This window comes from Catellatospora methionotrophica (assembly GCF_011297335.1).
GTDB lineage: Bacteria > Actinomycetota > Actinomycetes > Mycobacteriales > Micromonosporaceae > Catellatospora > Catellatospora methionotrophica.
Window position 1 is genome coordinate 28571 of record NZ_JAAOTJ010000002.1, and the last position, 23742, is coordinate 52312.

Annotated in this window: 7 protein-coding genes; 4 read left to right on the top strand and 3 right to left on the bottom strand. The window is 73.2% G+C overall.

What is annotated here, in order from left to right; genetic code table 11:
• Window positions 1-11 precede the first annotated feature (11 nt).
• Both HAV40_RS07510 and HAV40_RS07515 read left to right on the top strand, forming a co-directional pair.
• On the top strand, window positions 12-15956 hold the full coding sequence (locus tag HAV40_RS07510; protein WP_166380155.1) for a non-ribosomal peptide synthetase: 15945 nt from the start codon (window positions 12-14) through the stop codon (window positions 15954-15956).
• On the top strand, window positions 15953-16171 hold the full coding sequence (locus HAV40_RS07515; protein ID WP_166380156.1) for an MbtH family protein: 219 nt from the start codon (window positions 15953-15955) through the stop codon (window positions 16169-16171). Before HAV40_RS07510 ends, HAV40_RS07515 begins: the two co-directional genes overlap by 4 nt.
• 472 nt (window positions 16172-16643) lie before the next feature.
• Here HAV40_RS07515 and HAV40_RS07520 read toward each other — a convergent pair whose 3' ends face one another.
• Window positions 16644-17591, bottom strand: coding sequence for a phosphotransferase enzyme family protein (locus HAV40_RS07520; RefSeq protein ID WP_239085741.1), 948 nt, complete (start codon window positions 17589-17591; stop codon window positions 16644-16646).
• A 66-nt stretch (window positions 17592-17657) separates the two neighbouring features.
• Between HAV40_RS07520 and HAV40_RS07525 the strand changes: the two genes are divergently transcribed.
• A complete protein-coding gene (locus HAV40_RS07525; protein ID WP_166380158.1) occupies window positions 17658-18407 on the top strand; it encodes an SDR family NAD(P)-dependent oxidoreductase in 750 nt (249 codons plus the stop codon).
• Here HAV40_RS07525 and HAV40_RS07530 read toward each other — a convergent pair whose 3' ends face one another.
• Window positions 18408-19556, bottom strand: coding sequence for a hypothetical protein (locus tag HAV40_RS07530; protein ID WP_166380159.1), 1149 nt, complete (start codon window positions 19554-19556; stop codon window positions 18408-18410).
• A gap of 148 nt (window positions 19557-19704) precedes the next feature.
• On the opposite strand from HAV40_RS07530, the gene HAV40_RS07535 reads away from it, so the two are divergent.
• Window positions 19705-20988, top strand: a complete 1284-nt coding sequence (locus HAV40_RS07535) for a cytochrome P450 (RefSeq protein ID WP_166380160.1) — start codon at window positions 19705-19707, stop codon at window positions 20986-20988.
• Between the two features lie 72 nt (window positions 20989-21060).
• Here HAV40_RS07535 and HAV40_RS07540 read toward each other — a convergent pair whose 3' ends face one another.
• The gene (locus HAV40_RS07540; protein WP_166380161.1) at window positions 21061-23550 is read right to left on the bottom strand and encodes a transglycosylase domain-containing protein; all 2490 of its coding nucleotides are present in this window, start codon (window positions 23548-23550) and stop codon (window positions 21061-21063) included.
• Between the last annotated feature and the right edge of the window lie 192 nt (window positions 23551-23742).

A 23742-nucleotide genomic window follows, 5' to 3' on the forward strand; every position in this document is an offset into this window, starting at 1 on the left:
GGTGTCTCCCCGTGACCGAGACCGTGTCCCAGCCCGTGTCGGACGCCGAGCTGCACCGCATCCTCGTGGCATGGAACGACACCGCCTGCGGGCAACCGCCGTCGACCTGGCCGGAGCTGTTCGCCGGCCAGGTCGCGGCACGGCGTGACGCCATCGCGCTGGTGTACGAGCAGACCAGCCTCACCTACGGCCAGCTCGACGCGGCCGCCAACCGGCTCGCGCACGCGCTGCTCGCGCGCGGCGCGGGCCCGGAGCGCGTGGTCGGACTGTGCCTGCCCCGCTCCGCGGAGATGATCGTCGCGCAGGTCGCCGTGCTCAAAGCCGGTGCCGCCTACCTGCCGCTGGACCCGGACTACCCGGCCGACCGCATCGCGTACATGGTCGACGACGCGCGCCCGGCCTGCCTGGTCACCACCACCGACCTCACCTCGGTCCTGCCCGGGGACCCGGCGCTGCTGGTGATCGACGACGCGGCGACCCTGGCGGAGCTGGCCGCATCACCGGAGACCACGCCCTCCGATGAGGAGCGCGGCGGGCCGCTGAGCGTGCTCGGGGCGGCGTACGTCATCTACACGTCGGGTTCGACCGGACGGCCCAAGGGCGTCGTCGTGTCGCACGCGGGCGTGGTGAAGCTGCTGGCCACGGCCACCGACCGGCTCGGCGTCGGGCCGGACAGCCGGGTGCTGCAGTTCGCGTCGCCGAGCTTCGACGTCGCGTTCTTCGACCTGTGCCTGGGCCTGCTCACCGGGGCGCGGCTGGTCGTCGTGCCCGCCGAGCGCCGCGTGCCCGGACCGGAGCTGACCGACTACGCCCGCGCCCACGGCATCACCTTCATGATCCTGCCCCCGGCGCTGCTGGCCGCCCTACCCGAGGGCTGCGACCTGCCCGAAGGCGCGACCCTGCTGGCGGGCACCGAGCGCATCTCGACCGCGCTGGTGGCCCGCTTCGCCCGGGGCCGCGAGATGTTCAACGCCTACGGCCCGACCGAGGCGACCGTGAACTCGACGCTGGGCCTGTGCGACCCCGACATGGACCCGCTGGCCAGCGTGCCGATCGGGGTGCCCGACCCGGGGACCCGCTGCTACGTGCTCGACGCCGCGCTGCGCCCGGTGCCCGTCGGCGAGCTGGGTGAGCTGTACCTCGGCGGCCCCGGCTTGGCCCGTGGTTACCTCAACCGGCCCGCGCTGACCGCGACCCGGTTCGTCGCCGACCCGTTCGGCGCGCCCGGCGAGCGCCTCTACCGCACCGGTGACCTGGTGCGCTGGCAGCCCGACGGCCGCCTGGACTTCACCGGCCGCACCGACGACCAGGTGAAGATCCGTGGATACCGGGTCGAGCTGGGCGAGGTCGAGTCGGTGCTGCTACAGCACGACGCCGTCGGGCAGGCCGTGGCCGTGGTCCGCCAGGACCGCCCCGGCGACACCAGGCTCGTGGCGTACGTGGTGGCCCGTGACGGGCAGGACGTGGCACCGGCGGACGTGCGGGAGTACGCCCAGGGCTTCCTACCTGAGCACATGGTGCCCGCCGCCGTGGTGGTGCTGGACCGGCTGCCGGTGACGACCAGCGGCAAGCTCGACCGGGCCGCGCTGCCCGCGCCCGACTTCACGACGATGACCAGCGGGCAGGCCGCCCGCGACGCCCGCGAGCAGCTGCTGTGCGACCTCTACGACCAGGTCCTCGGCCTGACCGGCGTGGGCGTCGACGACGACTTCTTCGCCCTCGGCGGCGACAGCATCGTGTCCATCCAGCTCGTCATCGCCGCCCGCCGCGCGGGACTGACCGTCACCCCGCGCCAGGTCTTCGAGCAGCGCACCGTCGCCCGGCTGGCGCTGGTCACGGTCGCGGCCGACCCGGCCCGCGCCGACGACCCGCTTGCCGGCGTCGGCGACCTGCCCCTGACCCCGATCATGTCCTGGCTGGACGGCTGCGGCGGCGACATCGACGCGTTCAGCCAGTGGCTGGCCGTACGCGTACCCGCCGGCGCGACCCGCGAGACCCTGGCCGCCGCCTTGCAGGCCGTCACCGACCGCCACGACGTGCTGCGCTCACGGCTGACGCGGGCCACTGTCGGCCGCGCCGGATCGCTGACCGTTCTAGCGCCTGGCGCCGTCGCGGCCACCGACCACCTGCACCACCTTCAGCTGGCCGTGGACAACGCACTCCACGAGTGCCTGGACTCGGCCGCGCAGGAGGCCGGGCAGCGCCTCGACCCGACCGGCGGCGTGATGTTCCAGGCTGTGTGGCTCGACGCCGGACCCGACGCACCCGGACACCTGCTGGTCATGCTGCACCACCTGATCGTCGACGGCGTCACCTGGCGCATCCTGCTGCCCGACCTGGCGGCCGCGTACGCCGACGCCGCCGCGGGCCGCCTGCCCCGCCTCGCCCCGATCGGCACTCCGCTGCGCACCTGGGCCCAGCAGCTCACCGCCGTCGCCGAGGACCGGCTCGCCGAACTGGACCTGTGGACCGGCATGCTCGACGGCGACGACCCCGCACTGTCGCACCGCGCCCTCGACCCGGTCGGTGACCTGGCCACGGTCCGCCACCTCACGCTGCACCTGCCCGCCGCCGCGACCGCGCCGCTGCTGACCACCGTCCCCGCAGCCTGGCACGCGGGCGTCAACGACGTACTGCTCACCGCGCTCGCCACCGCCGTCAACCGGTGGCGCGAGGCCCGTGGCACGGCGACGCCACCGGTCCTGGTCGCCCTCGAAGGCCACGGGCGCGAGGAGGACCTGGTGCCCGGCGCGGACCTGTCCCGCACCCTGGGCTGGTTCACCAGCATCTTCCCGGTGCGCCTGGACCTGGGCCCCGACCCCGACGATCTCGGCGCGGCGCTCAAGCACGTCAAGGAGCGGCTGCGCGCCCTGCCCGACCACGGCGTCGGCTACGGACTGCTGCGCCACGTCAACCCGGAGACCGCCCCGCTGCTGGCCGCCCTGCCCCAGCCGCAGATCAGCTTCAACTACCTGGGCCGCTTCGGCGTCGACGAGGCCGGTGACTTCACCGCCCTGCCCGGCACCGGCATGCTGGCCGGGGGCTACGACGCGGCGATGCCGGTCGCGCCGTACACGCTGGAGGTCAACGCGTTCGCGCAGGAGGGCCCGGACGGGCCCGCGCTCGGGGTCACCTGGGCGTTCCCGGCCGACCTGCTGAGCGAGGACGCCGTACGCGAGCTGGCCGAGGGCTGGTTCGCCGCGCTCGCCGAACTGGCCGAGGCCGCCGCCGCACCGGGCGCGGGCGGGCACACCCCGTCGGACTTCCCGCTGGTCGCACTGGTCCAGGCCGACGTCGACGGGCTCGCCGCCCTGGTGCCGGGCCTCGACGACGTACTGCCGCTGTCACCGCTGCAGGAGGGACTGCTGTTCCACGCGTACACCGGGGACGGCAGCTACCAGGTGCAGCAGGTCGTGGAGCTGCACGGGCCCGTCGACGCCGACGCGGTCCGCCGCGCCGTCGACACGATCGTCGCCCGGCACGCGCCGCTGCGCGCGTCGTTCCACGAGCTGGCCGACGGCCGCCTCGTCCAGGCCGTCTCCGCGACCGCGACCGCACCCTGGCGGCAGGTCGACCTGTCGCGCATGGACGCCGCCGCGTCGGCGGAGCTGTTCGCGCAGATCCTCGCCGACGAGAAGGCCGCCGTCTTCGACCCCGCCGTCGCGCCCCTGGTGCGCCACCTGCTCGTCGACCACGGCGACGACCGGCACACGCTGGTCTTCACCCACCATCACATCGTCACCGACGGCTGGTCGGCGACCATCGCGCTGCGCGAACTGACGGCGCTGTACACCACCGGCGACGCCGTCCGGCTCCCGTCGGTGACCCCGTACCGCGAGCACCTGCGCCGCCTGGCCGCCCGCGACCACGCCGCGACCGAGCAGGCGTGGCGCTCGGCGATGTCCGGGGTGGACGGACCGACCCTGGTCGGGCGCGTGAGCGAGTCGGTGTCCGTGGCCGGCGCTGCTCCGGAAGCCGGGTCGGCGCCGTCCACCGGCGGCGAGCCCGTGTCGACCGAGGCCGGGAACGTTCCGCAGGGCAGCGCGCCCACCGACGTGCGTCAGGTGGCGGTGGCTGTGCCGGACGGCACCGGGGCACGGTTGGCCGCCGCCGCACGGGCGCACGGCACCACCCCGAGTACCCTGCTGTACGCCGTCTGGGGCCTGCTCCTGGGCCGTCTCACCGGACGGCGGGACGTGCTGTTCGGCAGCACCGTGTCCGGTCGCGACGGTGACACCCCCGGCGTCGAGTCGATGATCGGCCTGTTCATCAACACCGTGCCGGTCCGGGTGAGCTGGGCCCCGCACGAGCCGCTGCGCGAGGTCCTGTCCCGGCTCGCGGACGCGCAGACCGCGCTGCTGGACCACCAGCACCTGGGCCTGACCGCGATCACCCGCCTCGCGGGCGGCGGCGAGCTGTTCGACAGCCTCGTCACGGTGGAGAACCTGCCCGCCGACGGCGACCTGCGCGACGCCTCCGGCACGGTCCGCGTCGCGGGCGTGTCCTACCGCGAGGCCACCCACTACCCCGTCAGCCTGCTCGCCACCCCGGGCGACGGACTCTGCCTGGTCATCGAGTACGACCCGGCCCGGCTGGACGCGGCGACCCTGACCCGGCTGCGCACCGGGCTGCCCGCCCTGCTCGACGCCGTACTGGCCACGCCGGACCTGGCCGCCGGCGCCGTCGACCTCGGCGGCGCGCCCGAACCGCTGCGCGGCGAAACCGCCGCCCAGAGCGGTCACGGCCTGGCCGGGCTCGTCGCCGCCCACGCCGCCGACACCCCGCACGCGATCGCCGTCATCGCCGCCGACGAGCAGCTCACGTACGGCGAGCTCGCCGGTCGCGCCGCCGCGCTCGCCGCACGGCTGGCCGCGCGGGGAGCCGGACCGGAGAACGTCGTCGCCGTCGCGCTGCCCCGCTCGGCCCGCCAGGTCACGGCCATGCTCGGCGTGCTGTATTCCGGGGCCGCGTACCTGCCGGTCGACCCCGCGTCACCGAACCTGGACGCGGTCCTCGCCGACGCCGGGGTCACCGTCGTGGTGACCACCCCGGACCTGCTGTCCCGGCTGCCCCGCCGGGCCGGGCTGTCGTACGTGCTCGCCGGAACCGACGAAACCACAGGCACCCCCGTGCCCGTGGACCCCGAGCACCCCGCGTACGTCATCTACACCTCCGGTTCGACCGGCCGCCCCAAGGGCGTGCTGGTCACGCACCGGGCGATCACCAACCAGCTCGACTGGTCGCAGCGCGTCTTCGGCCTGCACGCCGCCGACCGGATGCTGCAACTGGCCCCCGCGACGTTCGACACGTCGGTGTGGGAGCTGTTCTGGCCGCTGACCGCCGGTGCGGCTGTCGTCCTGCCGGAACCGGGCGCGCAGCACGACCCGGCCGAGCTGGCCGCGCTGATGCGCGCCCACCGGGTCAGCGCCGCGACGTTCGTGCCGTCCATGGTGGAGGCGTTCCTGCTCGCCGACGACGTGCTCGCCGACCCGTCCTGGGCCGCCGACCTGCGCTGGGTCTCCTGCGGCGGCGAGGCCCTGACCGGGGACCTGGCCCGGCGCTGGGCCCAGGCGACCGGCAACCGCCTGGACAACTTCTACGGCCCCTCCGAGACCGCCGTACAGGTCACCTGGTGGCCCAACGACGGCAACCACGGCACCGCCGTGCCGATCGGCGGCCCCGTCGCCAACACCGGCCTGCACGTGCTCGACGACTGCCTGCGCCCGGTGCCCGTCGGCGTGCCCGGCGAGCTGTACGTCTCGGGCGCGCAGCTCGCCCGCGGCTACCTCGGCCGCGCCGCGCTGACCGCGACGCGTTTCGTCGCCGACCCGTCCGGCGCACCCGGCGAGCGCATGTACCGCACCGGCGACCTGGTCGTCCGCGACACCGACGGCACCTTGACCTACCTGGCCCGCACCGACCACGAAATCAAGATCCGTGGTGTACGCATCGATCCCGCCGACGTCGAGTCGTGGCTGACCAGCCGCCCCGACGTCGTCCAGGCCGCCGTCATCGCCCGCGCCGACGGCCCCGCCGTCCAACTCGTCGCCTACCCGGTCCCGGCCCCCGGCCGCGCCCTCGACCCGGCGGCCCTGCGCGACGCGGCCACCGCCGCGCTGCCTCCGGCCCTGGTCCCGGCCGCGTTCGTCGTCCTCGACGCCCTCCCGCGCACCTCCAGCGGCAAACTCGACCGCGCCGCCCTGCCTGCCCCACACCCCACGTCCCTCGATCACCCGACTTGCCAGGCATGTGGGCGAAAGCACGCCCACGATACGCACGAGTGCCAGGCAACTCCGGCGATCACGGGCGAGGCCGCGACCGGGCCGGTGGCGACGCTGTGCGAGATCGTCGGGGCGGTCCTCGGGATCGCGGCCGTCGGGCCGGACGACGACTTCTTCGCCCTCGGCGGCGACAGCATCCTGTCCATCGGAGTGTCCAGCCGCGCCCGCCGCGCGGGGCTGCCGGTCAGCCCGCGTGACGTGCTCGCCGCCCGCACCCCGCGCCGCCTGGCCGACCTCGCCGCAGCAGGTAAGTCGCCGCTGCCTCACATCAAGAATGATGTGCCCACATCAGAAATGATGTCGCCGCGCACGGGAACATCCCCTGCGCCGACTGTCGCGGGCTCGGCTGCCGCGAGCGCGAACGCCGGATCGGTGGACTCAGGCATGGTCACGGATTCGACTGGCGCGCAGGATAGCGTCGGTTCGCCGGTGACGGCGACCGGTCACCGCCCGCTGGGCGTGACCGGGCCAGTCGGCGACGGGGTCGGTGATGTGCCGCTGCTGCCGATCGTGCACTGGCTCAGAGACAGTGGTGCGGCCGTCGACCGGTTCACGATGCCGATGCTGCTGGTCACTCCGGCCGGGGCGGATCAGCGGTCCATCGCGGCGACGTTGCAGACGGTCCTGGACCACCACGACGGCCTGCGGCTGCGCCTGCAGCGCATCGCGTCCGTGCTGTGGACCCTGCGCACCGAGCCTGCCGACACGCTGATCGCGGCAGACCTGCTGCTCCGTGTCGAGGTGTCTGGTGTGGACGAGGCCGCGCTGCCGGGTCTGCTGGCCGCGCACGCCGCCACGGCCACCGCGCTGCTCGACCCGGACGCGGGCAGCATGCTGCGCGCGGTCTGGTTCGACGCGGGCGACCGTCCGGGCCGCCTGCTGTTGGCCGTGCATCACCTGGCCGTCGACGGCGTGTCCTGGCGCATCCTGTTCGAGGACCTGGCCACCGCCTGGCACGCCGCCACCTCGGGCACCGTCGCGTCGCTGCCGCCCGTCCACACCTCGCTGCGCCGTTTCGGGCAGGCCATCACCGCCCAGGCCCAGCAGCCCCAGCGCCTGGCCGAACTGGAGCACTGGGCCCGGACCCTCGCCCCCGGCGCCGACCTGCTGCCGGGCATCGTGGCAGCCGACGCGGTCGACAGCCGGACCACGACGCTGCCCGCCGACGTGACCGCGTCGCTGCTGGCGGCGGTGCCCGCGCTCGGCGGGGAGATCACCGACGGGCTGCTGGCCGCGCTGGCGACCGCCGTGCGCCGGTGGCAGGAGCAGCACGGCCGCGCCGCCGGCGAGCTGCTGGTCGACGTGGAGCGCCACGGCCGTGAGCAGCTGGAACCGGACCTGGACCTGTCCCGTACCGTCGGCTGGTTCACCAGCGTGCAGCCGGTCCGCCTGCCGCTCGCCGACGCCGACCCGGCCACGCTGATCGCAGCCGTCGGCGAGCGGGTCCGGGCGGTGCCCGACGGCGGCATCGGCCACGGCATGCTGCGCCACCTCAACGCGCAGACCGCCCCACTGCTGGCCCGCCTGGCCACCCCGCAGGTGCTGTTCAACTACTTCGGCCGCTTCCCGGCCGCGACCGGCGCGCCGTGGACGCCCGCCGCAGAGTCCGACGCGATCACCCCGCTCAACGCCGGCCTACCCGCCACACACCTGCTCCAACTGGACATCGTCGCCGCCGAAGGCCCTCACGGCACCACCCTCACCACCACCTGGACCTGGCCCACCGCCACCCTCTCCACCACTGACATCACCGACCTCGCGACCCTCTGGCACGACGCCCTCGCCGCCCTCGCGGCAGCCGGGCCGCAGATTCAGGCGAACAGCACCGATGACGGCCCGCATGCGCGCAGTCTCCCCGAAACTGCGGCCCGGCCGCTGCTGGAGTTGAGCGCGGAGGAGATGGTGCGGCTCGCGGAGGTGAGTCCGGGGACGGTGTCGGATGTGTGGCCGTTGTCGCCGTTGCAGGAGGGGCTGTTCTTCCACGCGAGTTATGACACCGCGACGCTGGACGTCTACACCGGACAGGATGCGTTCGATCTCGGTTACCGGGTCGACGCGGAGCGGTTGCGGCGGGCGGGGCGGGCGCTGCTGGGGCGGAACACGGCCATGCGGGCCGGGTTCACCAGTGAGGGGCTGTCGCGTCCGGCGCAGTACGTCGCCGACGGGCTGGAGCTGCCGCTGACCGAGGCGGACCTGTCGGAGCTGAGCGAGGAGCAGGCCGCGGCGCGTACCGCGGCGTTGATGGCGGCGGACCGGGTGGCCCGGTTCGACCTGGCCAGGCCGCCGCTGTGCCGGATGCTGCTGATCCGGATGCCGAGCGGCCGGGACCGGCTCGTCATCACCCACCACCTGATCCTGTGGGACGGCTGGTCCGAGGAGCTGTTCGTCGAGCAGCTGTTCACGCTGTACGAGCGGGACGGGGACGCGGCGGGGCTGCCGGTGCCGGGGTCGTACCGCGATCACCTGGCGTGGCTGGGGGAGCAGGACGGGCAGGAAGCGGCGGCGGCGTGGCGCGCGGCGCTGGCGGGGCTGGCGGAGCCGACGCTGATCGGACCGGCGGACCGCACTCCGGCCCCGGCCGTGCCGCAGCGGGTCGAGGCGGTGCTGCCGGAGCAGGTCAGCGAGCGGGTGCGGCAGGTGGCGCGGGCGCGGGGGCTGACCCTGAACACGGTGCTGACCACCGCGTGGGGCCTGACCCTGGGCGCGCTGACCGGACGGCCGGACGCCGTGTTCGGTATGACGGTCGCCGGGCGGCACAGTGAGGTCGAAGGGGTCGAGGACGTCATCGGCCTGTTCCTGAACACCGTCGCGATGCGGATCGCCCCGGCGCCCGGCGAGCGGGTCGGCGACCTGCTGGCCCGGGTGCAGGAGCAGCGTCTGGCGCTGATGCCGTACGACCATGTGGGGCTGGGTCAGGTGCAGCGCGACAGCGGGCACGCGACCCTGTTCGACACGCTGTACGTGCTGCAGAACTTCGTCGACGAGGACGGCAGCGCCGACCTGCGTGCCCGGCACGGCATCGAGGCCGTCGACGGCGTCGACGCCACGCACTACCCGCTGACGCTGGTGGTGACGCCGCAGCGGGCGATCCGGGTGGCGCTGGACCACCGGCCCGACATCGTCGACGGCCCGGCCGCGCAGGCGGTGCTGGACCGGCTGCTGGCGGTGCTCGACCGGCTCGTGTCCGACGTGGACGCGCCGGTCCGGGAGCTGGACCTGCTGCTGGACGGCGAGCGGGCCGCGCAGAGCGCCGAGTGGGCGCGGACCGCGCACGACATCGGCGAGCTGACCGTCGCGGACCTGCTCGCCGAGCAGGCGGCCCGTACGCCCGACGTGACGGCCCTGGTCGACGGTGCGCTGACGCTGACCTACGCCGCGTTCGACGCGCGGATCAACCGGATGGCGAGGCTGCTGCTGTCGCGGGGCGCGGGACCGGAGACCGTGGTCGGCCTGGCCCTGCCGCGCACCGTGGACATGGTCGTGGCGCTGTTCGCGGTGCTGCGCACCGGTGCGGCGTACCTGCCGCTGGAACTGGACCTGCCCACCGAACGCCTCGGCTTCATGATCGAGGACACGGCCCCGATGTGCGTGCTCAGCACGTCCACGGTCGCCGACCGGCTGCCCGGCGGCCTGGCGGGCCTGGTGCTGCTGGACGGCGCGGACACCCGCGCCGAGCTGGCCGCGTACGGCGGCGGGGACCTGGCTGACGCGGAGCGGCCGCTGTTCGCGCCGGGGGTGGCGGGGCGGCTGGACCACCCCGCGTACCTGATCTTCACGTCGGGGTCGACGGGCCGCCCGAAGGGCGTCGTCACGGCATACCGCGGCTTGACGAACATGCAGCTCAACCACCGGGAGGCGATCTTCAATCCGGTGATCGGGGCCGCGGGCGGACGCCGCCTGAAGGTCGCGCACACCGTGTCGTTCGCGTTCGACATGTCGTGGGAGGAGCTGCTGTGGCTCGTCGAGGGCCACGAGGTGCACGTCTGCGACGAGCAGCTGCGCCGCGACGCGCCCGCGCTGGTCGCGTACTGCGACCGGCACGGCGTCGACGTCGTCAACGTGACCCCGACGTACGCCCAGCACCTGATCGAGGAGGGGCTGCTGGCCGACGGGCCGGGGCGGCATCGGCCGCCGCTGGTGCTGCTCGGCGGGGAGGCCGTCTCCGACGCGGTCTGGGCCGCGCTGCGCGACACCCCCGGCACGCTGGGCTACAACCTGTACGGACCGACCGAGTACACGATCAACACCCTCGGCGGCGGCACCCTGGACAGCGACACCCCGACGGTCGGCGCGCCGATCTGGAACACCCGCGCGTACGTGCTCGACGCGCTGCTGCGCGAGGTGCCGCCCGGCTCGCCCGGTGAGCTGTACATCGCGGGCATCGGCCTGGCCCGGGGCTACCACCTGCGCCCGGACCTGACCGCCGAGCGTTTCGTCGCCGACCCGTACGGCGCGCCGGGCGAGCGCATGTACCGCACCGGTGACCTGGTGCGCCGCCGCGCCGACGGGAACATCGACTTCCTCGGCCGCACCGACGACCAGGTCAAGATCCGGGGTTACCGGGTCGAGCTCGGTGAGATCGAATCGGCGCTGGGCACCCACCCGGCCGTCGCGCACGCGGCGGTGATCGTGGACAGCTCCGGCGACGGCGCGAAACGCCTGGCAGGCTACGTCGTACGCGGCCCCGCCTGGGTCGGCCCCGACGAGGCGGTGCTGCCCGCGCTGCGTGAACACCTCAAGCGTTCCCTGCCCGACTACATGGTGCCCGCCGCGCTGACGGCCGTGGAGCGGCTGCCGCTGACCGTCAACGGCAAGCTCGACGTCCGGGCCCTGCCCAGGGCGACCGTGGTCACCGGCGCGGCGAGCCGCCCACCGGCGACACCCGCCGAGCAGACGCTGTGCGAGCTGTTCGCGCAGCTGCTGGGCCTGCCCGCAGTCGGCGTCGAGGACAGCTTCTTCGACCTGGGCGGCCACTCGCTGCTGGCGATCCGCCTGGTCAGCCGGGCCCGCACCGCGCTGGGCGCGCAACTGTCCATCCGGGACCTGTTCGAGGCCCCGACGGTGGCGCAGCTCGCCGCCCGGATCGACCCGGCGGCGTCCACCGCGCGGGCCGAGCTGGTCGCCCGCCCCCGCGCGGGCGCGCTGCCGCTGTCGGCCGCCCAGCAGCGGCTGTGGCTGCTGGACCAGCTGTCGGGTCCGTCGGCGGCGTACAACTTCCCGCTGGTGGTGCGCCTGCGCGGCCCGCTCGATCGGGCGGCGCTGCACGACGCCCTGCACGACGTGGCGGCCCGGCACGAGTCCCTGCGCACCGTGTTCGCCACGGCCGAGGGCGAGCCGCACCAGCACATCCTGCCCACCGACCAGGCCCGGCCGGTATTGGACCTGGTGCTGGCCGCCGACGTCGTTTCCCTCGCCCCGCCGCACGCCGGGGCTGGTCGCCGGGCCGACGGCGAGGCGGGACCCACCGCTGCCGACGAGGTGGCCGGTGCCACCGGATCTGCCGTGGCGCGGCTGGTCGAGGCGGTGCTGGCACGGCCGTTCGACCTCGCCGCTGAGCTTCCGCTGCGCGGCACGCTGATCGAGGCGGGGCCGGACGAGCACGTGCTGGCGCTGCTGCTGCACCACATCGCGACCGACGAGTGGTCCGACGGCCCGTTCCTGCGCGACCTCGCCACCGCCTACGAGGCTCGCCTCGCGGGACACGCCCCGTCGTGGCAGCCGCTGCCGGTCCAGTACGCCGACTACACGCTCTGGCAGCGCGACCTGCTCGGCGACCCCGCCGACCCGGACAGCCTCGCCGCGCGGCAGCTCGCGTACTGGACGAAGACCCTGGCCGGGGCACCCGAGGAGCTGACGTTGCCGACCGACCGGGCCCGCCCGGCGGTGCCGGACGCCCGTGGCGGCTCGATCTCCCTCAGCCTGCCCGCGACCGTGGCCACGGGCCTGCGGGACCTCGCCGCCAGGTCCGGCGCGAGCATGTTCATGGCCGCACACGCGCTGACCGCGGCGCTGCTGCACCGCGTCGGCGCGGGCGACGACCTGCCGCTGGGCGCGCCGATCGCGGGCCGGGGCGAGGAGGGCCTGGACGACCTCGTCGGGTTCTTCGTCAACACCCTCGTCCTGCGCACCGACCTGACCGGCGCGCCGTCGTTCACCGAGCTGCTGGCCCGGGTGCGGGAGACCGACCTGGCCGCGTTCGCCAACGCCGACGTGCCGTTCGACGCGGTCGTGGAAGCGGTCAACCCGGCCCGCTCGCCGGGCCGCAACCCGCTGTTCCAGGTCATGGTCGTGCACCGCAACCACACCGGCGACTGGTCCGGCCTGGCCGGACTGGAGGTCACCGACGAGCCGCTGGACGTCACGACCGCCCGGTTCGACCTGGTCGTGGAGCTGCTGGACAGCGCGGACGGCGAGCTGCAGTGCCTGCTCACGTACCGTGGCGCGCTGTTCGACCGGGACACCGTGGAGCTGCTCGGGCGGCGGCTGGCGCGACTGTCCGAGGCGGTCTGCGCGACGCCCGACCTGCCGCTGGCCGACCTGGACCTGTTCGTCGATGGCGAGTTCGAGCAGGTGCTGCGCGGGTTCAACGCGACCGCGCGGCCGGTGGCCGAGCTGACCCTGCCCGAGGCGTTCGCGCTGCGGGTGGCCCGTGCCCCTGAAGCGGTCGCGGTCATCGACGGCGAGCGCGAGGTGTCCTACGTGGAGCTGGCCGCCCGCGCCGGGCGGCTCGCACGGGTCCTGGCCCACCAGGGCGTACGCCCCGAGAGCGTGGTCGGCGTCGCCGTGCCCCGCTCGCTGGAGACCATCGTGACCGTGCTCGCCGTCAACCGGCTGGGCGCCGCGTTCCTGCCGCTGGACCTCAACCACCCGGCCGACCGCCTCGCGTACATGATCGAGGACTCCGGGGCGGCGCTGGTGGTCACCACCGGCAAGGCCAAGGGCCTGCTACCCGAGACGGCCACCCCGGTCCTGGTGCTGGACGACATCACCGAGGCGACCCCGGTGCGGCCGGTGCTGCCCGCGCCGAAGGGCCTGGACCACGCCGCGTACGTCATCTACACCTCCGGCTCCACCGGCCGTCCCAAGGGTGTGACGGTGTCGCACGAGGGCATAGGCAGCCTCGTCGAGACCGCCGTCGACCCGATGGGCGTCACCGCCGACAGCCGCGTGCTGCAGTTCGCCTCGATCGGCTTCGACGTGTTCGCGTTCGAGGTGTCGATGGCCCTGTGCACCGGGGCCGCGCTGGTCATCACCCCCGACGAGGCCCGCACCCCCGGCGCGGCGCTGTCGGAGCTGCTGTACGCCCACGGGGTCACCCACGCGATCCTGCCGCCGTCCCTGGTCTCGATCCTGCCGCCCGACGCCGACCTGCCCGAGGGCCTGTGCGTGCTCGTCGGCACCGAGACCGTGCCCGCCGGACTGATCAACCGCTGGGCCGGGCACCTGAAACTGTTCGCCGCGTACGGCCTCACCGAGGCCACGGTCAACTCGACCCTGTGGCGGGCCGTGCCCGAGTGGGACGCGCCGGTGCCGATCGGCCGCCCCGACCCGAACACGCTGGCCTACATCCTCGACGACCGGCTGCGGCCGGTGCCGGTCGGCGTCGTCGGCGAGCTGTACGTCGGCGGGCGCGGCCTGGCCCGCGGCTACCTCGGCAAGCCGGGGCTGTCCGCGCAGCGCTTCGTCGCCGACCCGTTCGCCGAGCCGGGGGCACGCATGTACCGCACCGGCGACCGGGCCCGCTGGAAGGCCGACGGCAACATCGACTTCCTGGGCCGGTCCGACAACCAGGTGAAGATCCGCGGCTTCCGGATCGAGCCGGGCGAGATCGAGGCCGTGCTCGCCGGACACGACACGGTCCGGCAGGCCGCCGTGGTCGCCGACCGCACCGGCGACACCACCAGGCTCGTCGCGTACGTTTCCCCAGACGGTCCCGCCGACCCGGCGGTGCTGCGCGCCCACGTCGGCGCGGTGCTGCCCGAGTACATGGTGCCGTCGCTGGTCGTGGTGCTCGACGGGCCGCTGCCGGTCAACCCGAACGGCAAGGTCGACCGGCGGGCGCTGCCCGCACCGGACTGGGGTTCGCTGGCCGGTGACGCCAAACCGGTCACGGCCCGCCAGCACCAGCTCGCGGAGCTGTTCGCCGACGTGCTCGGCCTGCCCGAGGTCGGCATCCACGACAACTTCTTCCACCTCGGCGGCCACTCCATGGCCTCGATGCGCCTGATCGGCCGCGTACGCACCGCGCTGGGCGCGGACCTCGCGATCCGCGACGTCTTCGACGCCCCGACCGTCGCCGAACTCGCCGAACGCCTCGACCGCGCCGCGACGGGCGACCGCCCGCGCCTGGCCCGCGTCACCGACGGGCTCGCGGACCGGCTCGCACCGGTGCAACTGCATCCGTGGCGGCTGCACCGCGCCGTCGACCGACCGGGCTGGGACATCGCCTTCGCGGTCCCCGCGTCCGACCTGGACGTCGTCGCCCTGGAAGCGGCACTACGCGACGTGATCACCCGACACCGGCCCCTGCACACCGTGACCGGCGCCGACGGCACGCCGCGCAGCGTGCCGGGCGGGCGGGTGCTCGAACCGGTCGCCGACGACGGCACACCACTGGCGCAGCGCCTTGACGCGCTGGCCAGGGAGAACGTCGACCTGACCGAACAGCCGCCGCTGCGGGCCAGGCTGGTCATCGGGGCGGACGAGCAGGGCACGGCGCAGCGGGCGCTGCTGCTGACCACGCATCACCTGGGCGTCGACGAGTGGTCGGTGGTTCCGCTGCTGCGCGACCTGGGCACCGCCTACCAGGCCCGGCAGCGGGGAGCGGCCCCGGACTGGTCGGCGCTGCCGGTCGCGTACGCCGACTACACGCGGTGGGCGTACGCGCTGCTGGGTGATCCGGCGGATCCGTCGAGCCGGCACGCGCGGCAGCTGGCGTACTGGCGGCTGACCCTGGCGGGGATGCCGGACCTGGCCCTTCCCGCCGACCGTGCCCGCGACGGTGTCGTGTCGCGGCGTGGTGAGACGGTCGAGTTCCTGCTCGACGCCGACCTGCACCGCGGCATCGACGAGCTGGCCCGCCGCACCGGCACCAGCATGTTCATGGTCGTGCAGGCCGCGTTCGCGACCCTGCTCACCGGCTACGGCTGCGGCACCGACCTGCCCGTCGGCAGCCTCGTCGCGGGCCGCACCGAGGAGACGCTGACCGACCTGGCCGGCTGCTTCTACAACACCGTGATCATGCGTACCGACACCTCCGGCGACCCGGCGTTCACCGGGCTGCTCGACCGGGTCCGGGCGACCGACCTGGCCGCGCTCGACCACCAGGACGTGCCGTTCGCGGCCGTGCTCGACGCCGTCGCGCCGGGGCTGGACGGGCCGCGGGTCATGGTGGTGCACCACGAGGAGGCCGGCCTGGGCGACGGCGCGCTGCGCTTCGACCAGCTACCGACCGGCACCGTACGCGCCGAACTGACCGTCAGCTTCTACGAGCCCGCAGGGGACGGCCCGGTGCACGTGGAGCTTGAGTACGCCACGGCCCGCTTCGACCGGCCCACCGCGCAGCGGATCGCCGCCGACTTGGTGAGCGTGCTGACCGCGTCGGTGGCACGACCCGAGACGACCCTGTCGGGGCTCGTCCCGACAGGCACCGGAGTACAGGAGATGAAGTCATGACCAACCCGTTCGAAGACGCCGACGGCCGCTACCTCGTGCTCGTCAACGACGAGGACCAGCACTCGCTGTGGCCCGCCTTCGCGGCCGTCCCAGCGGGCTGGCACACCGTCTTCGGCGAGGACACCCGCGAGGCCTGCCTGGCCTACGTCGAGTCCCACTGGACCGACCTGCGCCCCCGCACCCTCCGCGAACGCATGGCCGCCACCACCGCCTGACCGCGTCGCCGGTCATGGTCATCCGACTTGCCGGGCACCTGTGCGTATCTTGCCCGTTGATACGCCCAGGTGCCGGTAGTTCACCGCCGACGAGGACCGGCGGATCCGGGCTGCCCAGCGGCACACCCCACGTGCATACCCCCTGGTTCTCGATGGAGATCACCAGCACCGGCGTGGGCCACCCGGGAAACCTGCTGTCCGGATCTCCGGGATGGTCGACCATGATCCGGTCTGGAAAGACCACCTCATCGCTGTACGCCGCAGCCAGCTCACTGGCGACTTCGCCGGTGAGCCCGTGAAGACTCACCGGAACCACGACCCGGCCCATGGTTTCCTCCATCGTTTCTCGGACGTCCGACTTCCACTGTGGACGCGGTGCCGTCCGTCATGATCTTTTTTTGTGGGCGCTGACTGCCCCTATAGGGGCGTCCATCGTCCACAAAAACAGATCATGAATACGTTGTGGGCGATGTCATCGGTTGCGCGAGTCGGTGCCGCCGACGGTGCGCAGCAGGTCATCGAGCAGCTTGCGGGTGTGGGGCTCGTCGAGGACCTCGCTGATCCAGGCGGCGGAGTCCTCGCGTCGCGGGTTGCGGGAGTTCGGGTGGAGCCAGTCGGTGGCGGCGACCTCGGTGATGTGCCCGAGCTGCGCGATCAGCATCGAGAAGTGGCCGCGCCGGGACACCGCGCCAGGCCCGCCTGCCTGCTCGTACGCGGAGACCAGCGCCCGTACCCGCCCCGGGTCGGTGCGCGCGAACTCGAACAGCGCGCACGCCAGTTCCTGGCTCGGATCCGCCGGACCGCTGTTCTCCCAGTCGATGACGCACACGCCGCCGTCGGCGGTCGGCAGCACGTTGTCGGCCCACAGGTCACGATGGCAGGTCCGCAGGTCGGCGGGCGGCTCCAGCCATGACTCCAGCGCGACCAGCTCGTCTCGCAGCCCGGCCAGGCGTCCGGCGAACGGGGCCCCAGCGGCGTGCAGCTGCTCGACCAGCTCGTCCCAGCGTTCGGGGCCGACTGGTTCGCGATACCACGGGTGCATCGGCCCGGCCTCGGTCCACGGCACCTGATGGATCGCGGCGACCACGGCGCCCACCAGCTCCGGATCGAGGCCGGGGTCGCATTCCTGGAGATCTTTCCATTCGTACACCCGGACCTGCGTATCCCCGGCGTAAGCGAACACGGTCCCGGCAACGGTCCGGCGTACCTGCGGCGTCGGCACTCCGGCGGCGTGGGCGGCCTCGTGGAACAAGGTCGCCGACCGCACCTCGTCCTCGTCGGCGGGGCGGAAGAGGGTCTTCACCGCCCAGCGGCCGTCGGACGTCTCCAGCCGCCAGATGGCGCCCTGGCGTCCCTTCGCGACCGGCCCGTCCGACAGCTTCGCACCCGCGCCGAGATCGAACCGGGCGGCGATCTCCATGGCGTCCACCGGTCCACCTCAGCACACGGTTGATCGGCTGTCACGGGTCCTGGCAGGATGATCGGAATGACTGGGCGCGCAGTGCTGGTGACAGGTGCATCCCGAGGCATCGGCAGAGCGGTGGCGGAGGCGTTCGCGGCCAGCGGCGACCGGGTCGCGATCCACTGTCGAGCGTCGGTGCGCGCGGCCGAGGAACTGCGGGACGCGCTACCAGGTGCGGGCCATGTCGTGGTGCTGGCCGACCTGGCCGACCCGGACGCCGTACGCACCATGGTCGACCAGGCCGCCGACGCGCTCGACGGGCTGGACGTGCTGGTCAACAACGCCGGGGTGTTCACCCCTCACCCGATCTTCGACACCTCGTACGAGGACTGGCAGCGGCAGTGGCGGGCGACCCTCGACACGAACCTGGTCGGCGCGGCCAACGTGATCTGGTGCGCCGCCCGCTACATGCGCGAGCGCGGCGGCCGCATCGTCAACGTCTCCTCGCGTGGGGCGTTCCGCGGCGAACCGGGCCAGGTCGCGTACGGGGCGAGCAAGGCCGGCCTGAACTCGCTGACCCAGTCGCTGGCGGTGGCCCTCGCCCCGTACGGCATCGCGGTGGCGGCGGTCGCGCCGGGTTTCGTGGAGACGGACATGGTCAGCGAGCACCTGAGGTCCGACCGGGCCGACGAGATCCGGGCGCAGAGCCCGTTTCGCCGCGTCGCCCAGCCGGCGGAGGTCGCCGCGGCGGTGCACTGGCTCGCCTCGCCTCAGGCGGAGTGGGCGTCGGGCACGATCATCGACCTGAACGGCGCGTCGTACCTGCGTACCTGATCAGGCGGACACCGGGATGAGGATGCACCCTCCGGTGCTGGCCTGGCGGCCGAGACCGGTCGGCCGCGAGATCCTGATCTTCACCGCGTCCACCGCGCCACCTTCGACGGGCAGCGTGAGCACGCGCTGGTGGCTGCCCGGGGGCACGAGGACCGAGGTGGCACCGGGAGGGTTGAGCGGGGCGAGGATGCCGGTCAGCCCTCTGAGCCCGGCGCCGGGGGCGGCAGGCCGGGCGGTGGGGGACGCCATGACGCGGCAGTGCAGCAGCCGCTCGTCGTGCACGGTCAGTTTCAGGGCCAGCGCGACGGTGAGCCCGCCTGCGGCGTCGCGCGCGATCCGCTGCTGCTGGACCTGCAGGGTCAGGCCGAAGCCGCGGACCGGGGCGTCGGCGGTCGCCGTCGTCACCGCCTTCGCGTCGAGCCCGGTCTGCACGCTCTGGCCTTCCGGCGGCGCCCAGAGCACCGGCTGCGCGGCGCCGTCGGCGGCCAAGGCCGCGGTCTGGACCTCGCTGTACAGCGCGGTGAGCTCCAGCAGCTCGCTCTGCAGGTCGTCGGCGGCCTTGACCAGGTTGTCGAGGTCGCGTTGCCTGATCAGGTCGCGGTCGGCCGCTCGGGTGAGCCAGTTCGACACCGAGCCGTCCTGGGCGGACTTCGCCTCGCGCAGCATCCGCAGCCGGTAGGTGGCCCCGCTGTCGTCGAGCGCCTCGATGGCCTGCTCCAGCGCCGCCGCCGCCCGGTCCAGGGCCATGGCGGCGTCCAGTGGCGCGGCGAGCAGCGCGTCGCACTTGGCGACGGCGAACTCGGCGTTGGCGATCAGCATCGGGACGTCCATCCGTGCCGCCGCCGAGGCCGCGTCCACCAGCTGCGCGCGGGCGAGCTGCAGTTTCTCGGGACGTATGCCGGTGCCGAGCCGGGCTTCGGCCAGGTAGCGGTGACCGCCGGACATGGCCTGCCGGTAGTCGGCGGCGTTGAGCTCCTTAGCGATCTCGTACACCTTGAGCAGCACCGGATCGGTGGGCGAGGTGGTGCGGAGCAGGCCGCTCAGCATGGTGGAGATGACGTCCGCGCCGACCTTGCGATCCAGGTCCTCGCCCGCGAAGGCGGCTTTGAACAGGACCAGCACGGCGCTCAGCACGGTGAATTCCAGCACGCCGTCATCATCGATCAGGTCCTGCCCGCGCGCCACCGGCCGGGCGGCCGGAAACCCGGGACCAGCGGCCGAGGGCGCGGGTGACCGAACCGTCACTGTGGGCGAGGCGAGCCGCGGTCCATGATGGACGGTGACTGAGGAGGATGCCATGCAGGCTGACCATCCCGACGCCGGCGACCTGACCGCACGGGCGACCATCGAACTCGACCACCACGGCGCGGACTACCGCGACCGGTGGCAGGAGATCTCCGACGGCAACGTGGCCAGATGCCCCGTCGCGCACACTGCCGCGTACGGCGGGACGTGGGTCGTGTCCGGGTACGAGCCGGTGGTGGAGGCCCTGCGCGACCATGGCGTGTTCTCCTCCTACCAGGACCACACCGACCCGGACGCGCCGATGCGGGGCACCAGCAACCCGCCGATCCCGGCCCTGAACGTGCCGCAGGAACTGGACCCGCCGCTGCACACCGTCTACCGGCGGCTGCTCAACGGGCCGCTGTCGCCGGAGCAGTCGCGCCGCCAGGAGCCGTTCATCCGCCAGGTCACCGCCGCCTGCCTGGACCGGTTCACCGAGCAGGGGCGGGCCGACCTGGTCGCCGACCTGACCAACCCGGTCCCCGCGATCGTCACCCTCGGCATCCTCGGCATGCCGCTGGCGGACTGGGCCAAGTACGCCGGTCCCATCCACCTGCTGACCTACTCCCCGCCCGGCAGCCCGACCTGGGACGAGGCGATGGCCGCGGTCGGCGAGATGATGGCGGCACTCGGCGCGCTGGTCGTGGCCCGGCGCGCCGAGCCGACGGGCGACCTGGTCAGCGTGCTGGCCACGGCACGGGGCGACGACGGTGAACTGCTGCCGCTCGACCACGTGATCGCGACCGCCGGGCTGGTCGTCGCCGGGGGAGTGGACACCACCACCGCGCTGGTGTCGCACGCCCTGCACTGGCTGTACCGCAACCCGGCCGAGCGGGACCGGCTGATCGCCGATCCAAATCTGCTGCCGACGGCCGTTGACGAGTTCCTGCGGGTGCTGGCCCCGGTGCAGTTCATGTCGCGTACGGCCACCCGCGACGTGGAGCTGGGCGGTCAGCGCATCGCGGCGGGCGAACGGGTGATGCTGGCCTTCGCCGCCGCGAACCGGGATCCGGCGGCGTTCGACTGCCCGTCGGAGATGCGGCTGGACCGCAGCCCGAACCGGCACGTGGCGTTCGGTTCGGGGGTGCACCGCTGCGTCGGCGCGCACCTGGCGAAGGTGGAGGCGGTGGTGATGCTGGACGAGATCCTGCGGCGCATCCCCGACTACGTCATCGACGAGGACGCCGCGCTGCGCTACCCGTCGATCGGCGCCATCAACGGCTACATCGGCATGCCTGCCACGTTCACGCCGACCCCGGCGGTCGGCGCGGCGTTCCCTGCGTCCGGGGCGGCCTGATCGGAGGCCGGCCGGTCACCGGGCCACCCGCAGTCGGCGGGCGGCTCGGTGACCAGGCAGGATTCGCGGCGGTCAGCCAGAGCGTGCGGCCGCCTCGGCGGGCGGCGGCGGGTTCGGTCCGGGACTGGGCGGAGTGCTCGGCGGGGTGCCGGGCCGGGGGCTCGGCGGGGTGCTCGGCTTGGCCCGGCTGCCGTTGCTGATCTCGATGACCACGACGCCGTTCCTGATGGTACGGCCGGACGGGCTGGTGCCCGCCGCGGTGCCCTTGGGGCAGTCCGAGTCGACCTGCTTGGGCGCGACCTCGGGCTTGAAGCCCCTGCCGTTGAGGATCGAGCGGGCCTGAGGCAGCGTGCGGCACTTGACCGCGGGGATGGTGACCTGCGATCCGGTGATCAGCCGGGTGTTGCTCGGCCGGGAGAACTGGATCGACTTCTTGGCCTTCATCGCGTCGCGCAGCGCGTACTGCACCGCCGGGTTGATGACGCGGTGTGACATCTGATGGTTGACCTGCGCCCAGTCGGGGTCGGTCTGGAAACCGGAGATGGCCAGCTGCTTGGTGGTGATGGTGAGTGTCACCGACTTGGAGTTGTCGGTGGTGCCGGTCTTGCCCGCGATGTACCGGCCGATGATCTCGCGGGAGTCGCGGGCGGTCGCGCCCTGGCACTTGCCGTACAGCGACTGGTCGCCGACCGGGCAGCGGGCCGCGTCGATCGCGGCGCGGGCCACGTCGACGGCGATGTTCTGCTTGCAGCGCGGGTCGCCGACGGCCAGCTTCTCGCCCTTGTTCGTCGTGATCGACTCGACGGGCGTGGGTTCGCAGTAGAGGCCGTCGGCGGCCAGCGTGGCGAAGGCGTTGGCGATCTGCAGCGGCGTGTGGTCGGACGCACCGAGGGTGAACGGCCCCCAGCCGTCGGCGGCCTGGGTGGAGTAGTAGTAGTCGTCGAGGTTCGAGCGCGGGTTGTCGTAGAAGGTCAGGCCCATGCGCTTGGCGGTGTCGACGACCCGCGACCCGCCGGTCATCTCGAACAGCGGCACGAAGAACGTGTTGATCGAGCTGCCGAAGCCGTTCCACATGTTCTGCGCGCCGAAGTTGCGCCCGCCGGAGTTGGTCGGGCACCAGTAGCCGCCGCAGTTAGGGGACCCGGTGATCCTGGTGCGGGAGACGTACGGGGCGCGGGTGTTGATGATCGTGGACAGTGGGTAGCCCTTCTCCAGGGCCGCCACCAGCGTGAAGATCTTCATGACGGAGCCGGGCTGGTAGCCGCCGATGTCGGGGCCGCCGGACAGCAGCGGGTTGGTGGTGTTGGGGTAGCTGCCCCGCACGCCACGGCGGGCCAGCGCCGGGTTGGACGCCTTGCCGTTCTGCGGCTTGGTCCTGCTGTCGATCCGGAAGTTGCGATTGGTGGCCAGGCCGCGCACCTTGCCCGTGCCGGGCTCCACGGCGGCCAGCATCACCGCGTCGGACTTGTACTTCCACTTCCCGCCCGGCAGGTCCGGGTTGTTGTTGACCGAGCGGTCGATGCCGCGGTCCATCGCGGACTGCGCGGTGACGTCCAGCGAGGTGACGATCCTGAACCCGCCCGACTTCAGCGAGCGCTCCCGGTCGTACGGCGTGACCCCGAACACGGGCTGCTGGTTCCACCAGCGCTGGAAGAAGTCGCAGAAGAAGCCCCACTTGATGTTCGTCGCCTGCACGCAGCCGTTCGGGGTGAACTTGCCGGTGACCTTCAGCGGTTCGGCCCTGGCCAGCGCGGCCTGCTGCTCGGTGAGCGCGCCGGTCTGCACCATCTCGCCGAGCACGTAGTCGCGCCGGTCCACGGCCAGCGCCGCGCCCTTGAGGCTGATCACGTCGAAGCCGCCCGGGAACTTGACCAGCGCGGCGAGGAACGCGGCCTCGGCGGCGGTGAGCGTGGCGGGCTGCTTGCCGAAGTACACCTGGGCGGCGGCGAAGATCCCGTATGCCCGGTTACCGAAGTATGCGGTGTTCAGATACCCCTCGAGGATGTCGTCCTTGCTCATCCGCTGCTCGATCGCCATCGCGAAGCGCATCTCGCGCACCTTGCGCTTGGCGGTGTCCTCGGTGGCGTCGACGACCTCCTGGGCGGTGTCGGCCGAGTAGGAGATGGAGAGGCGGACGAACTGCATGGTCAGCGTCGAGGCGCCCTGCTCGACGTCGCCGGCCTTCTTGTTGGCGATGTACGCCCGCGCGATGCCCTTGATGTCGACGCCGTTGTGCTCGTAGAACTTCTGGTCCTCGGCGGCGAGCACCGCCTGGCGCACGATCAGCGGGATGTCGGCCAGCGGCAGGTCGCGCCGGTTCTCGTCGTACATGGTGGCCAGCAGGCTCTTGCCGTCGGCGGCGTAGAGGTAGCTCAGCTGGGGTGAGCGCTTGACGATCAGCTCGTCGGGCAGCTTGCCGAGGGCGTCGCCGCCGACGATGGCCGCCAGGCCGGACAGCGCCACCGCGGGGAAGGCCGCCGAGGCGACCACCACCCCGGCGAGCAGGCCGCATACGAGCATGGACGCGATGTTGACCAGTGGATTGCGGTAGCGCGAGCTCATCAGGTCACCGCCTCGGATCAGGGTGCGTTGGCCCAAGCCCCCGCAAACCGCATCAGATCGGGCGATCGGCGGGTATCGCCTCAGGGGCGGAGGGTCGGGACGCCACCCGCGATCACACCTTGAGGATGCGACTCCGGTGCAAGCCGCACAAGGGCTTTCGGCGGGTCGTCGGCGACCGGCCGCGACGGGCCC

Bases quoted from the DNA above. Each gene is read 5' to 3' on its own strand.
- HAV40_RS07525 (WP_166380158.1), top strand. From the start codon at position 17,658: ATGACTGGGCGCGCAGTGCTGGTGACAGGTGCATCCCGAGGCATCGGC.
- HAV40_RS07520 (WP_239085741.1), bottom strand. From the start codon at position 17,591: ATGGAGATCGCCGCCCGGTTCGATCTCGGCGCGGGTGCGAAGCTGTCG.
- HAV40_RS07540 (WP_166380161.1), bottom strand. From the start codon at position 23,550: ATGAGCTCGCGCTACCGCAATCCACTGGTCAACATCGCGTCCATGCTC.
- HAV40_RS07515 (WP_166380156.1), top strand. From the start codon at position 15,953: ATGACCAACCCGTTCGAAGACGCCGACGGCCGCTACCTCGTGCTCGTC.
- HAV40_RS07535 (WP_166380160.1), top strand. From the start codon at position 19,705: ATGCAGGCTGACCATCCCGACGCCGGCGACCTGACCGCACGGGCGACC.